This is a genomic window from Flavobacterium zhairuonense (assembly GCF_004352915.1).
Taxonomy (GTDB): Bacteria; Bacteroidota; Bacteroidia; order Flavobacteriales; family Flavobacteriaceae; genus Flavobacterium; species Flavobacterium zhairuonense.
The window spans coordinates 15,368-28,693 of the sequence record NZ_SJSY01000068.1 but is presented as its reverse complement, the minus strand read 5'-3'; the positions used below and the strand labels follow the sequence as shown (position 1 = coordinate 28,693).

Here is a 13,326-nt window from a genome sequence, read left to right as displayed (position 1 = left end):
ATGAATAGACAAGGCGCCGTTGGAGCATTGCTTGACATTTACGAACAAGCAATTAATGATCTTAAAGATGTTATTAAACCCATTTCCGATAATGCTTTAACAAAAATCATAGACGAAAAAACAACAAACGAAGATTGTAAATCGATACAAACAATTTTATCACATGTTGTGAGATCTGGTTATATCTATGCAATAAATATTCAAAATCTAAAAGGTCAAACTATTAACCGCCCCGAAAAAGTTTTCCATTCAACTATTGAAGGATATTTGAACGACTTAACCCATGTTTTTGAATATACTGAAAATGTTCTCAGAGAAATTAAAGACAATGAACTAGAACAATATGACAATTCATTAAAAATGATGACTTCGTGGGGACAACTTTATGATATTGAACAATTAATGGAGCATGCTATTGTACATGTTTTGCGTCATAAGAGGCAAATTGTACTGATTAATAAGTTATTATCAAACTAAAAAACTACAGACTTAACGTTTAATTTTCTTTCAAATCAACAAAAATCACTAAATTTAAAATTCAACTTTAAAACTTTAGTAATGAGAAAATTATTTTTAGCTTTTGTATTTTTAATAGGATTATCTGCCACGGCTCAAACTTCTAAAGAATTAATTGGAAAATGGCAATTGGTAAAATGGACCAAAAACGGAAAAGAAAAAGACATTAAAAAACGTTTTAAAACAGATCAGGTTTTTCAGGTTTTTAGCGAAAATGGTGATTTCGAAAGTATAATTGGCGATGAATCTCATAAAGCAAAATGGAAATTATCAAGCGACAATTCTCAGTTGACGATCGTTTCTGTTATTCTGCCCGTTGTATTTAAAATTAATTCTTTTGACAGCGAAAAACGCAGTATCTCAAATCCTGAAGTGGGCACTTTTGAGTATAAAAAAGTAAGTGACTAAATCGTAATCGGTTTTTTATTACTCGAAAAAAACAAAACTTCTCATCTAGCCCCGATAGAGCCGATATCCTCGCAGTGGAACGGAGAGATAAAGGCGAAAGCGGGACTGGACATTCTTATGAAAACGTGGTTTTCTGCTCCTTAAAAAATCTAAAAAAAGGCATAGTTGTTGAAAGTTAAAAAGATATATTTACACCTTCAAAAAATACAACATGCAAAAAATTACTTTTCTATTTTCTATATTATTTTTAACCTTTTCGTCTTGCGGTGTAAAAACAACCCAAGCTTTAATAAGCGACGGTAATTATGACGGCGCAATTGACCGCGCAGTTGAAGCTTTAAGAACTAATAAAGATTCAAAAGGAAAACAAGATTATGTGTATCTGCTTGAAGAAGCTTTTGCTAAAGCGAAAGATCGTGACTTGCGTAATCTTGAAATGCTCAACAAAGAAAACAATCCCGCAAATGCTGAACCCATTTACAACACTTATGTACAGCTAAATAACCGTCAGGAAAAAATTAGACCAATTTTGCCTTTGAAGTTGATAAAACAGGGAAGAAACGCACTTTTTCCGTTTGATAATTATTCAAATGAAATTATAAACAGCAAAAACGCACTTTCAAAATATCTGTATGAAAACGCTTCTGCCCTTTTGAAATCGAATAGCAAATTGGATTTCAGAAAAGCTTACGATGATTTTGCCTATTTGGAAAGTTTAAATCCGAATTACAAAAATGCAAAAAAACTGATGGATGATGCTCAGTTTAAAGGAACTGATTTTGTGGATGTTTATGCCAAAAACGAAACCAATATGGTGATTCCAAAAATGCTTCAGGACGATTTATTGGATTTTAAAACTTATGGATTAAACGACAAATGGACGGTTTATCATAGTGCGAGACAAAAAAATGTGAACTACGATTATAGTCTGATTATTAATTTTAGAGATATTTATATTTCTCCAGAGCAAATCAAAGAAAAGGAATTTACTAAAGAAAGACAGGTAAAAGATGGCGTAAAAACACTTTTGGACAGCCGTGGAAAGCCTGTAAAAGACAGTCTTGGAAAGGAAATTAAAGTAGATAATTTTAAAATTCTTCGCGCAACGGTCTATGAATTTAGACAATTCAAATCGTGCCAGGTTACTGCAAAAGTGGATTACGTTGATTTGAAATCGAATCAGCTCGTTCAAACATTTCCAATTAGCAGTGAATTTGTTTTTGAGAATATCTATTCGACTTATAAAGGCGACAAAAATGCTTGCGATGACAATTATCTAGGCAACTTCAATAAACGTGCGGTCTTGTTTCCAAATAACGAACAAATGGTTTATGATACAGGCGAAGATCTGAAAGCCAAGCTAAAAGACATCATTGTAAAGAATAAATTTAGACGGTAATTATATAACACGTTTATAAAGAAAAAGGCGCATTTTTGATGCGCCTTTTTTTGTTTAGATTCTTTTCTTTAAAAAAATATGCTTTTTTAAATTGCGCAACCAAAAAGTTGCGTATATTTGCAACTGATTAGTTGCGTAATTCTATTTTAAAAATGAAACGAGATATTTTTCAAGCAATCGCCGATCCGACTCGAAGAGCGATTTTAGTTTTGGTTTCGACAACTGCATTAACCCCAAATGCAATCGCAGAACAATTCAAAACCACAAGACAAGCAGTTTCTAAACACATTAAAGTTTTGAACGAATGTGATTTATTGGAAGAAAAAAAACTGGGCAGAGAAATTTATTATCAGCTCAAAATTGACAAAATGAAAGAAGTAGATCAATGGATGGAACAGTTCAAGAAAATTTGGGAAAGCCGTTTCAGCCAATTAGATCAAGTATTAATGAATTTAAAATCTAAAGAAAATGAAATCTGATTTATTAATGAATTTTTCCCTAGACAAGGAAAATAAAACGGTAAACGTAAAACGCAAATTCAACGCTCCATTATCAAATGTTTGGTCGGCATGGACAGAAGCTGAAATTCTGGATCAATGGTGGGCACCGGCTCCCATAAAATCTAAAACAAAAAGAATGGAATTTAAGGAAGGCGGACGAAGATTATATGCAATGGTTACTCCTGAAGGCGACGAGCGATGGAGTTTTTTTGAATACACTTCAATTTCTCCAAAAACGAATTTCAAACACACTTCAACTTTTTGTGATGCCGACGAAAATCCAATTCCGAATTTTGGAAGTTCAAATTGGAGCGTTACATTTTCTGAGGAAGGGAATGCTACAATTGTTGATATTGCGATTCACAGAGACAATTTGGCCGAAATAGAACAATTAATAGAAACTGGCTTCAAAGAAGGTTTTACATCTGCGATGGACAGCTTGGATAAAATTTTGGAAGCTAAAAAATAAGAGTCTTTTTTTAAATCAATTAACGAATTTAAAATCTAAAGAAAATGAAATCAAATCTTTTAATGGATTTTACTGTAGATAAAGAAACAAGTACAGTAAATGTAAAACGTGAATTTAATGCTTCATTGTCTGACGTTTGGTCGGCATGGACAGAAGCTGAAATTCTAGACCAATGGTGGGCGCCAGCTCCTTGGAAAGCCCGAACGAAAAGCATGGATTTTAAAGAAGGCGGTCGCCGACTTTATGCAATGGTTGGCCCAGAAGGCGAAGAACATTGGGCAATTGCCGATTTTACTTCAATCAGCCCGAAGACAAATTTTAAATATTTGGATGCCTTTTGCGACAGCGAAGGAAATTTAAATACCGAATTTCCGAGGTCTAACTGGAATGTCAGCTTTTCAGAAAAGGACGGTTCAACTTTTGTTGATATTGCAATCAAACATGAAAAACTTTCTGACTTAGAAATGTTGATTCAAATGGGATTCAAAGAAGGTTTTACTCGTGCGATGGAAGGTTTAGATGCCATTTTTGCAGAGAAACAAAAATAATTTTTCTTGATTTATTAATGAAATCCCGCTTTTCACGAAGCGGGATTTTTTATGATTTTTTTGTATTAATGAGCTGATTTAATTAACATTAAAAATCGTATTTTCGATTTTGATTTATATCAAAACAAATTAAAAAACAACCTTTTACACTAACAATTCTAACCAAAAAAAGTATGACCAAGTTTATTACCGCGACTCTTTTTCTTGCCACTTTTTCAGCATTTTCTCAAAGCAACTATGAACTTTCGGACGAAGGAAAAGACAAGTTTTACCTTTCTGATTCTATTGCCAATTTAGCGAAAACAGGAAAAATTACAGATAAACCTATCGTTGTTGTCGATGGAATTCCGCATCGTTTTCAGGATTTGGAAAAAGAAAAACTTGTTTTGTCTAAAATTGAAATCGCGAAAATTATTCCGATCGATAAACAAAAAGGAATCAGTATTTATGGAACTTACGGTGAAGCCGGCGTTTTGATTGTTACAACTAACAGAAGTAGTTTTCACAAACCTGTACAAGAAGTGAAAGAAATGAAAGGAAATTAAGTTTTAGTTTCAGGTTTCAGGTTTCAAGTTTCAGGTTTCAGGTTTCACTCACATTGTCAGGCTGAGCGTAGTCGAAGCCCACGTTTCAATAGGAACGCCTTCGACTCCGCTCAGGGTGACAATCATTTTTATAATTCACAATTAATAATTAACAATTAATATTTAACCAAGCCATCCTTCACGATCCAAACTTCTATACTGAATAGCTTCCGCAATATGGTGCGAGACAATATTTTCTGAATGATCTAAGTCAGCAATTGTTCTAGATACTTTCAAAATTCTATCGTAAGCTCTTGCGGAAAGATTCAGGCGTTCCATTGCGGTTTTTAAGAGTTCTTTTGATTGATCGTCTAAAGCGCAAAATTCCCGAATTAGCTTAGAACTCATTTGTGCATTGTAATGTATGTTTTCAATTTCCTGAAAACGCTTCGTCTGAATTTCTCTGGCTGCGGTGACACGTTTTCTGATTTCAACACTGCTTTCGGCTTTTCGGTCGTCTGCTAATTTCTCGAAAGGAACAGGTGTTACTTCGATATGAATGTCAATTCGGTCTAAAAGCGGACCCGAAATTTTGCTCATATAACGTTGCATCTCATGTGGCGATGAGGTATTCGGCATACTTGGATCATTAAAAAATCCACTCGGACTTGGGTTCATGCTCGCTACCAACATAAATGACGACGGATATGTAACGGTAAATTTAGCACGAGAAATGGTTACTTCACGATCTTCAAGGGGTTGACGCATCACTTCTAAAACATCGCGTTTAAATTCGGGTAATTCATCCAAAAATAAAACACCGTTATGTGCCATTGAAATTTCGCCTGGTTGCGGATAACTTCCTCCTCCGACTAAAGCAACGTTCGAAATGGTATGGTGCGGGCTTCGAAACGGTCGCTGATTCATTAAACCGACTTCTTTTAATTTTCCGGCAACGCTATGAATTTTTGTAGTTTCCAAAGCTTCACGCAAAGTCATTGGAGGCAAAATACTCGGAACACGTTTTGCCAGCATTGTTTTTCCCGCTCCCGGCGGACCAATTAAAATGATATTATGACCTCCAGCTGCCGCAATTTCCATACAACGTTTGATGCTTTCCTGACCACGGACATCTGAAAAATCAAATTCGGGGAAATCGAGTGTTTTATAAAATTCAGTTCGAGTATCTATAACAGTCGGCTCGAGAGTTCCTTTTCCTTTAAAAAAGTCTATTATTTCCTGAAGATTTGAAACGCCATAAACATCGAGTCCGGCAACAATTGCTGCTTCTTTTACATTTTGAATGGGAAGAAAAAATCCTTTATAACCTTCTTCTTTTGCTTTTATAGCAATGGGCAATGCACCACGAATAGGCTGTAAACTTCCATCTAACGAAAGTTCGCCCATAATAATGTATTGTTCAATTTCGGGTGCTTTTATTTGGTCAGAACCAACCAAAATTCCCATAGCGAGTGGCAAATCATATGCAGAACCTTCTTTTCTGAGGTCGGCGGGCGCCATATTGATGGTTATTTTTTTTCCAGGAAGATTTAATCCGTTGTTTTTTAAAGCGGCTGCAATTCTAAAACTGCTTTCTTTTATAGCATTATCTGGAAGTCCAACTAAATGATAACCAATCCCTTTATCCATATGAACTTCCATTGTAATGGTGGTTGCTTCTACTCCAAAAACGGCGCTTCCATAAACTTTTACTAGCATAATTCTTCTTTCATTAATTGTTTTTAAAACTAATGAAAAAATAATTATTGTAAATATTTTATTACAATAAATTTAAATTAAAACTTCAGACCAATCTGTTTTTTAATCTCCTCGACAATCCCACTCAAATCCAAACTATTTTGATGCGACCAAAACTCACTTTCAATTTGGCCATTTCGAATACAATTATGACATTCCATAATTTCATGTGAATATCCCTTTCCTAAGACTGGCAAACTGACAACCGCTTCTTTTTCGTCGTTTATAAATAAAGAATATCCATCGGCAACAAACCAAGGCGAATTGAGTTCAATTCTTCCTTTTGTTCCGGCAATAGTTGCTTTCATATCCGAATCGGAAACTATGGAAGCATGCAAAATCGATTGTGCCGATTCATATTGCAAAATCATAGAAGTCTGCAAATCAATATTGTTTTTATGCATAATTGCTTTTGCGATAATTTCTTTTGGTTTACCTAATAGTATATAAGAGAGAAATAACGGATAAACGCCAATATCAAACAGCGCGCCTCCGCCAAGTTTTTTATCAAAAAGCCTCAGATTTTCAGTTTCGCTTCCGCGGAAAGCAAAATCGGCATTTATGTATTTTACTTCGCCTATTTCTTCCTTTGCCACTTTATCTAAAACCTCTTTTGTTGTGGGAATAAATCGGGTCCAGAATGCTTCCATAAAGAACTTATTATTCTTTTTTGAAGCTTCAGTCATTCGAATGGCATCCGAATAAGAAAGTGACAACGGTTTTTCACATAAAACATGTTTTCCAGATTCTAATGCTTTAATCGATAATGCAGCGTGCGAATCGTGTGGTGTGGCAATGTAAATAATTTCAACTTCTTCATCGGCAAAAAGTGATTCATTTGAATCGTAGGCTTTTGAACAATTGTATTTTTGGGCAAAATCATTGGCTTTAAATAAATCTCTAGAAGCAACTGCTGTCAATTCAGCATCTTCCAGCAATAGTAAATCTGAAGCAAATTGATTAGCTATGTTTCCCAAACCAATAATTCCCCATTTTATTTTTTGCGAATTTTTCATAAATGTCCTATATACACTATCCATCAGTGGTTTACCTAAATCTTCATCTAAAATAGAGAAAAAACATTTTGGAAAATTAAAACTTATCTAACATATTTTCATATTTTTAGCAACAAATTAGCAAATACCATATGAAAAAAGCCCTACTACTACTCTTTTTGAGCGTTTTTTTAACAAAAACGTATGCTCAAGACTATTTCCCTGTTAATGAAAGTGTGCACAACAAAAGTAAAAATTACACTGTTTTTACGAACGCCACTATTTATGTTACTCCAACTCAAAAAATTGAAAAAGGAACATTGCTGATCCAAGACGGAAAAGTTGTTTCAGTTGGAACTTCAATTGCAATTCCTAAAAACAGCATCACGATTGATCTGGCAGGAAAAACAATTTACCCATCATTTATTGATGTCTATACTAATTTTGGAATCGAAAAACCAAAATCTAACTTACCTCCAGGACGCAACCGCAACCAGATTTATGATACAAAAAGAACTGGCTATTACTGGAACGAAAGCGTTAGACCTGAAGTAAACGGTTACGAAACTTTCAAATACGACCAACCAAAAGCGGAAGAATTTTTGAAAGCTGGTTTTGGAGTTGTTGGAACTCACACCATTGACGGAATCGCTCAAGGAACTGGAGCTCTAGTTGCTCTTAATAATGAAGACAACAGCAAACAAATCATTTCAAACAAACTAACAAATCACTTTGCTTTTACAAAAAGTGCTTTGACAAATCAGGCATATCCAAGCTCTTTGATGGGGATGATGGCTTTATTGCGTCAAATGTATTTAGATTTAGATTGGTACAAAAAAGGAAATTCTGAAACCAAAGATTTATCATTAGAAGCTCTGGCTAGCAATGAAAAATTGGTTCAGATTTTTGCGACAGAAGATAAATTAAACAGCTTAAGAGCTTCAAAAATTGCGAAAGAATTTGGTTTAAACTACGTTTTAAAAGGAAGCGGAAACGAATTTGAAAGAATTGAAGAAATCAAAGCTACGAATGCAAAATTCATCATTCCAATAAGTTTTCCAGATGCTTATGATGTTTCTAATCCATATTTGTCAAACCAAATTGAATTGGCTGATATGCGTTTCTGGAATCAAGCGCCAACAAACTTAAAAGTGCTTTCAGAAAACGGAGTTGTTTTTGCTTTGACAACAGACAAATTAAAAAAGATTGAAGATTTTAAACCTAATTTATTGAAAGCAATAAAATATGGTTTTGATAAGACAAAAGCTTTAGAAGCATTAACTACAATTCCGGCGGCGATTTTAGGAAAAAGCGACGAAGTTGGAAGTTTGAAAACGGGAAGTTTTGCCAATTTCATTATTACTTCTGGCGAAATTTTTGACGAAAAAACAGTTTTGTATGAAAACTGGGTTCAAGGAAGCAAATATATCGTGAACGATATCAATGCAAAAGATATTCGTGGAAATTACAACTTGACTGTTGGAAAAGATACTTATAAATGGAAAATCGACGGAACGGCTGATGCTCAAAAATCAGAAATTACAACTACTGATGCTAAAAAAGTAAAAAGCACTTTTTCAATTGCTAAAAATTGGGTTTCACTTGTCATCAAACCTGCAGATACTATTAAATCAAACTTTGCACGTTTAACTGGATTTGTTGAAAAAACAGATGCGCTTTCTGGAAAAGCTGTTTTAGCAAACGGAGATGAATTAGTTTGGAATGCAGTAAAAACTAGTCCGTTTGTAGCGGTTAAGGATACCGTTAAACCAGAAAAACCAAATGCAGTTATGCCAGTAACGTATCCAAACGTTGCTTTTGGAGATACTAAAAAACAAACTGCTCAAACTTTATTGTTCAAAAATGCTACAGTTTGGACAAATGAAAAAGAAGGAATTCTTACTGAAACTGATGTTTTGATCAAAAACGGAAAAATTGCTGCTGTTGGGAAAAATCTTTCTGACGCATCTGCAACTGTAATTGATGCAAAAGGAAAACATATTACAAGCGGAATTATTGACGAACATTCACATATTGCAATTTCTAAAGGTGTAAACGAAAGCGGACACAACTCAACTGCCGAAGTTACGATTCAAGATGTTGTAAACTCTGAAGACATTAATATTTATAGAGATTTAGCTGGAGGTGTGACGATTTCTCAATTATTGCACGGATCTGCAAACCCAATTGGCGGAAGATCTGCAATTGTAAAATGGAAATGGGGTTCTGCCGCAGAAGATATGTTGTACAAAAACCAACCAAAATTCATCAAATTCGCTTTGGGGGAAAACGTAAAACAAGCGAACTGGGGAATTGACAATCCAACTCGTTTTCCACAAACCAGAATGGGAGTTGAACAAGTTTTCACAGATTATTTCCAATTGGCTAAAGAATACGACGAAAACTGGAAAAAATTCAACGGTGGAAATAAAAAAGGAAAAGCGCCAAGAGTGGATTTAGAATTACAAACTCTTGCTGAAATTTTAAACAAAGAGCGTTTCATTACTTGTCACTCTTATGTAGAATCAGAAATTTTGATGTTGATGAATGTTGCTGAAAAATTCAATTTCAGAGTAAATACTTTCACACACATTTTAGAAGGTTATAAAGTTGCCGATAAAATGAAAGAACACGGTGTTGGAGCTTCAACATTCTCTGACTGGTGGGCTTATAAATTTGAGGTTAACGATGCAATTCCGTACAATGGACCAATTATGCATAATGAAGGCTTAGTTGTTGCCTACAACTCTGATGATGCTGAAATGTCAAGAAGATTGAACCAGGAAGCTGCAAAAGCTGTAAAATACGGAAATGTATCTGAAGAAGATGCTTGGAAATTTGTGACTTTGAACCCAGCAAAATTATTACACATTGATGATAAAGTAGGAAGCTTGAAAGTAGGCAAAGATGCCGATGTTGTTTTATGGAGCGAAAATCCATTGTCTATTTATGCTAAAGCTGAAAAAACAATTATTGAAGGTGTAGTTTATTTTGATATCGAAAAAGATGCTCAAAAACAATTGGCCATCACTAAAGAAAGAAACGAATTGATTGGACAAATGCTGCAAGAAAAAAACAAAGGAAACAGCACTCAGGCGCCAACAAGAAAAGAAAAAAGAGAATATCACTGTGATACTTTAGAACAGTTATAAGAGCTTTAGAAAATTCATAATGATAAAAAAAATACAACATGATAAATAAGAACATATATAAACTGCTGCTGTTGTTTTGTGCTTCTGTACAACTAAATGCACAGCAAATTCCAGCGCCAAAGCAATCAAAATCGGTTTTGATTTTAAATGCGACTGCGCACTTGGGGAACGGAAAAGTAATTCAAAATAGCGCAATCGGGTTTAAAGATGGAAAACTGACTTTAGTAGCCGATGCAACAACTATCAGACTTGCCGCTGATGCTTATGACACTACAATTGACGCGACCGGAAAACACGTTTATCCAGGTTTTATTGCCTCAAACGCGACTTTAGGTTTGGTAGAAATTGATGCTGTAAAAGCATCGGATGATGAGGAAGAAATTGGAACTTTTAATCCGAATGTGAGAAGTATTATTGCTTATAATTCAGAATCAAAAGTAGTCGAAACCGTTCGTCCTAATGGGATCTTAATCGCACAGGTTACACCACGTGGCGGAACAATCTCTGGAACTTCATCAATCGTACAATTAGATGCTTGGAGTTGGAAAGATGCAATTTTAAAAGAAAATGACGGAATTCATTTAAACTTTCCATCAAGTTTCAAAAGATCAGGATCTTGGTTTGAGCCTGGAGTTATTGAGCCAAACAAAGATTACGCAAAACAGTCTGAAGAAATAAATGCATTTTTGATTAATGCAAAAGCGTATAATCAAACAACGCCAAAAGAAAGAAATATTGTTCTGGAAGCTACAAAAGGATTATTTGACGGAACTCAAACATTGTACATCCACGCTGATGAAGAAAAACAAATTGTAGATGCCATTCAATTAGCAGCAGACAATCAAATCAAAAAAATTGTAATTATTGGCGGATTTGAAGCTTACAAAGCAACTTCTCAATTATTAAAATACAATGTCGGCGTACTTTTAAGACGTGTACACGATATGCCAACAAGCGCAGATCAAGATGTTAATTTGCCTTATAAAATGGCAAAAATGCTTACTGACAAGGGTATTGTTGTAGGATTAGAAAACAGCGGTGATCACGAGCGTATGAGCGTGAGAAACTTGCCTTTCTTGGCAGGAACTTGTGCCGCTTTTGGCTTAGACAAAGAAGTTGCCGTGCAGTTAATTACATTAAATACCGCTAAATTATTAGGTATTGATGCAACTTGTGGTACACTAGAAACAGGTAAAGATGCAACTTTATTTATTTCTGAAGGAGATGCTTTAGATATGCGCACAAACAAATTGACAACTGCTTTTATTCAAGGAAGAAATATCAACTTAGATACTTTCCAAAATAAATTGAACAGAAAATTCAAAGAAAAGTTCGGTCAGAAATAATACATCTTTTTTAATACAGAAAGGCATCATCTGAAATATTCATTTGATGCCTTTTTCATTTAAAACAAAACAGTTTAAACAACACATTGAATAATTTGAGAATAAAAAATCAGTATTTTAAGAATAATAGTATCTTTTTTTCATCAAAAACTGCACAAATAACAACTTTTACCCATTTTAAGATTAATAAATTGTAAAATTTAAGTCTTTTTTAAGATATACACGCAAAATTTAGGGGGTCAAATTTAAAAATTAACAAAAATTAAACAATAGGCTCTATTTTTTATAGGGGTGTCGAATGATTTTATACTTTTATAAAAAATTTAAAACTAAATAACTATGCGAAAAATTATTTTAAGTGTGATCCTCATCACGATTTTGTTACTATCTATTTTTTCTATCTCATTTGTTACTGAATCAAAAACATTAGGCGCTCATGTTGTTGAATTAAAATTAGACACGGGTGATACAGCATGGATGGTTGTTGCTACGGCATTTGTATTATTAATGACTCCGGGATTAGGATTTTTCTATGGCGGTATGGTAGGCAAGAAAAACGTAATCAGCACAATGCTTCAAAGTTTCATGGCAATGGTAATTGTTACAGTACTTTGGGTAGTAATTGGTTTCGGATTATGTTTTGGACCATCTATAGGCGGTTTCATTGGAGATCCTTCTTCAAATATATTTTTCCAGGGAGTGAGCGCAAACACAGCGTGGGAACTTGCACCAACAATCCCGATGATTCTTTTTGCTTTATTTCAAGCGAAATTCGCAATCATTACTCCAGCATTAATCACGGGAGCTTTTGCAGAGCGTGTACGCTTCTGGGCTTACTTGTTATTCATGGTTTTATTTATCTTATTCATATACGCTCCATTATGCCACATGACTTGGCATCCTGATGGATTATTCTTCGGATGGGGAGTTCTTGACTTCGCTGGTGGTACTGTAGTACACATGAGTGCTGGATGGGCTGCTTTGGCTGGAGCAATTTTCTTAGGAAAACGTAAAGTTCAAAAAGTAAACCCTGCTAGAATTACTTACGTATTATTAGGTACAGGTTTATTATGGTTTGGATGGTTTGGTTTCAACGCAGGTTCTGCTGCTGGAGCTGGAAGTCTTGCCGCTCAAGCTTTAGGAACTACTACAATCGCTGCTGCTTCTGCTGCTATGGCTTGGGTTTTCCTTGACAAAATTTTAGGACACAAATTATCTGCAATGGGAGCTTGTATTGGAGCTGTTGTAGGTTTGGTTGCGATCACTCCTGCTGCTGGTTTCGTAACTATTCCTCACGCTTTAGCAATCGGTATCATCGCTGCGGTAATCAGTAATATTGTTGTGAGCAAATTCCCTAAAGGAAAAATCGATGACGCTCTTGACGTTTTCGCTTGCCACGGTGTTGGTGGAATGGTTGGAATGTTATTGACTGGTGTTTTTGCTTCTAAAAGCGTAAATTCAATTGTTGGTGACCACGAAGGATTAATCTTTGGAGATGCAACATTGTTCCTAACGCAATTGAAAGCTTTAGTACTTGTATCAATCTTTGCATTCTGTGCTTCTTACGCTTTATTCTTCATTGTAAACAAAATTACTCCACTAAGAGTTACTGAAGAAAAAGAAGAATTAGGATTAGACATCTCTCAACACGGAGAGTACTTATAATAATTAATTGTCTCTTTTTGCCTTTACAAAAAAATCCCTCTAAGCT

The 13,326-nt window shown here is 34.8% G+C and carries 12 protein-coding genes; 10 read left to right on the top strand and 2 right to left on the bottom strand.

Annotated elements, in window-relative coordinates:
* The 7 genes from EYY60_RS05990 to EYY60_RS05960 all read left to right on the top strand — a co-directional run bounded on the left by EYY60_RS05990 (position 1) and on the right by EYY60_RS05960 (position 4,385).
* A complete protein-coding gene (locus EYY60_RS05990; protein ID WP_132988482.1) occupies positions 1-477 on the top strand; it encodes a DinB family protein in 477 nt (158 codons plus the stop codon).
* A gap of 81 nt (positions 478-558) precedes the next feature.
* Complete coding sequence (locus tag EYY60_RS05985; protein ID WP_132988481.1) at positions 559-924, top strand: hypothetical protein; 366 nt, start codon at positions 559-561, stop codon at positions 922-924.
* A 211-nt stretch (positions 925-1,135) separates the two neighbouring features.
* Positions 1,136-2,323 carry a hypothetical protein gene (locus tag EYY60_RS05980; RefSeq protein WP_132988480.1) on the top strand — a complete coding sequence of 396 codons (1,188 nt, stop codon included), beginning with the start codon at positions 1,136-1,138 and terminating at the stop codon, positions 2,321-2,323.
* 152 nt (positions 2,324-2,475) lie between these two features.
* The gene (locus EYY60_RS05975; protein WP_132988479.1) at positions 2,476-2,802 is read left to right on the top strand and encodes an ArsR/SmtB family transcription factor; all 327 of its coding nucleotides are present in this window, start codon (positions 2,476-2,478) and stop codon (positions 2,800-2,802) included.
* Positions 2,792-3,292 (top strand): SRPBCC family protein, encoded by a 501-nt coding sequence (locus EYY60_RS05970; protein WP_132988478.1) that lies wholly within the window; start codon positions 2,792-2,794, stop codon positions 3,290-3,292. The genes EYY60_RS05975 and EYY60_RS05970 overlap by 11 nt, the downstream gene beginning before the upstream one ends.
* Positions 3,293-3,336: 44 nt before the next feature.
* Positions 3,337-3,840 carry an SRPBCC family protein gene (locus EYY60_RS05965; RefSeq protein WP_132988477.1) on the top strand — a complete coding sequence of 168 codons (504 nt, stop codon included), beginning with the start codon at positions 3,337-3,339 and terminating at the stop codon, positions 3,838-3,840.
* Between the two features lie 173 nt (positions 3,841-4,013).
* Positions 4,014-4,385: a hypothetical protein gene (locus EYY60_RS05960; RefSeq protein WP_132988476.1), complete on the top strand. Its 372-nt coding sequence runs from the start codon at positions 4,014-4,016 to the stop codon at positions 4,383-4,385.
* 162 nt (positions 4,386-4,547) lie between these two features.
* Here the strand turns inward: EYY60_RS05960 and EYY60_RS05955 are convergent, their stop codons facing one another.
* On the bottom strand, positions 4,548-6,083 hold the full coding sequence (locus EYY60_RS05955; RefSeq protein WP_132988475.1) for a YifB family Mg chelatase-like AAA ATPase: 1,536 nt from the start codon (positions 6,081-6,083) through the stop codon (positions 4,548-4,550).
* A 77-nt stretch (positions 6,084-6,160) separates the two neighbouring features.
* The gene (locus tag EYY60_RS05950; protein WP_132988474.1) at positions 6,161-7,138 is read right to left on the bottom strand and encodes a Gfo/Idh/MocA family protein; all 978 of its coding nucleotides are present in this window, start codon (positions 7,136-7,138) and stop codon (positions 6,161-6,163) included.
* A gap of 131 nt (positions 7,139-7,269) precedes the next feature.
* On the opposite strand from EYY60_RS05950, the gene EYY60_RS05945 reads away from it, so the two are divergent.
* From EYY60_RS05945 to EYY60_RS05935, 3 genes are all read left to right on the top strand, one after another.
* Positions 7,270-10,269, top strand: a complete 3,000-nt coding sequence (locus tag EYY60_RS05945; protein ID WP_132988473.1) for an amidohydrolase family protein — start codon at positions 7,270-7,272, stop codon at positions 10,267-10,269.
* A 38-nt stretch (positions 10,270-10,307) separates the two neighbouring features.
* Positions 10,308-11,615, top strand: coding sequence for an amidohydrolase family protein (locus tag EYY60_RS05940; RefSeq protein ID WP_132988472.1), 1,308 nt, complete (start codon positions 10,308-10,310; stop codon positions 11,613-11,615).
* A 339-nt stretch (positions 11,616-11,954) separates the two neighbouring features.
* Positions 11,955-13,280: an ammonium transporter gene (locus tag EYY60_RS05935; protein WP_132988471.1), complete on the top strand. Its 1,326-nt coding sequence runs from the start codon at positions 11,955-11,957 to the stop codon at positions 13,278-13,280.
* Positions 13,281-13,326 lie beyond the last annotated feature (46 nt).

Bases quoted from the DNA above. Each gene is read 5' to 3' on its own strand.
- EYY60_RS05990 (WP_132988482.1), top strand. From the start codon at position 1: ATGAATAGACAAGGCGCCGTTGGAGCATTGCTTGACATTTACGAACAA.
- EYY60_RS05985 (WP_132988481.1), top strand. From the start codon at position 559: ATGAGAAAATTATTTTTAGCTTTTGTATTTTTAATAGGATTATCTGCC.
- EYY60_RS05980 (WP_132988480.1), top strand. From the start codon at position 1,136: ATGCAAAAAATTACTTTTCTATTTTCTATATTATTTTTAACCTTTTCG.
- EYY60_RS05975 (WP_132988479.1), top strand. From the start codon at position 2,476: ATGAAACGAGATATTTTTCAAGCAATCGCCGATCCGACTCGAAGAGCG.
- EYY60_RS05970 (WP_132988478.1), top strand. From the start codon at position 2,792: ATGAAATCTGATTTATTAATGAATTTTTCCCTAGACAAGGAAAATAAA.
- EYY60_RS05965 (WP_132988477.1), top strand. From the start codon at position 3,337: ATGAAATCAAATCTTTTAATGGATTTTACTGTAGATAAAGAAACAAGT.
- EYY60_RS05960 (WP_132988476.1), top strand. From the start codon at position 4,014: ATGACCAAGTTTATTACCGCGACTCTTTTTCTTGCCACTTTTTCAGCA.
- EYY60_RS05955 (WP_132988475.1), bottom strand. From the start codon at position 6,083: ATGCTAGTAAAAGTTTATGGAAGCGCCGTTTTTGGAGTAGAAGCAACC.
- EYY60_RS05950 (WP_132988474.1), bottom strand. From the start codon at position 7,138: ATGAAAAATTCGCAAAAAATAAAATGGGGAATTATTGGTTTGGGAAAC.
- EYY60_RS05945 (WP_132988473.1), top strand. From the start codon at position 7,270: ATGAAAAAAGCCCTACTACTACTCTTTTTGAGCGTTTTTTTAACAAAA.
- EYY60_RS05940 (WP_132988472.1), top strand. From the start codon at position 10,308: ATGATAAATAAGAACATATATAAACTGCTGCTGTTGTTTTGTGCTTCT.
- EYY60_RS05935 (WP_132988471.1), top strand. From the start codon at position 11,955: ATGCGAAAAATTATTTTAAGTGTGATCCTCATCACGATTTTGTTACTA.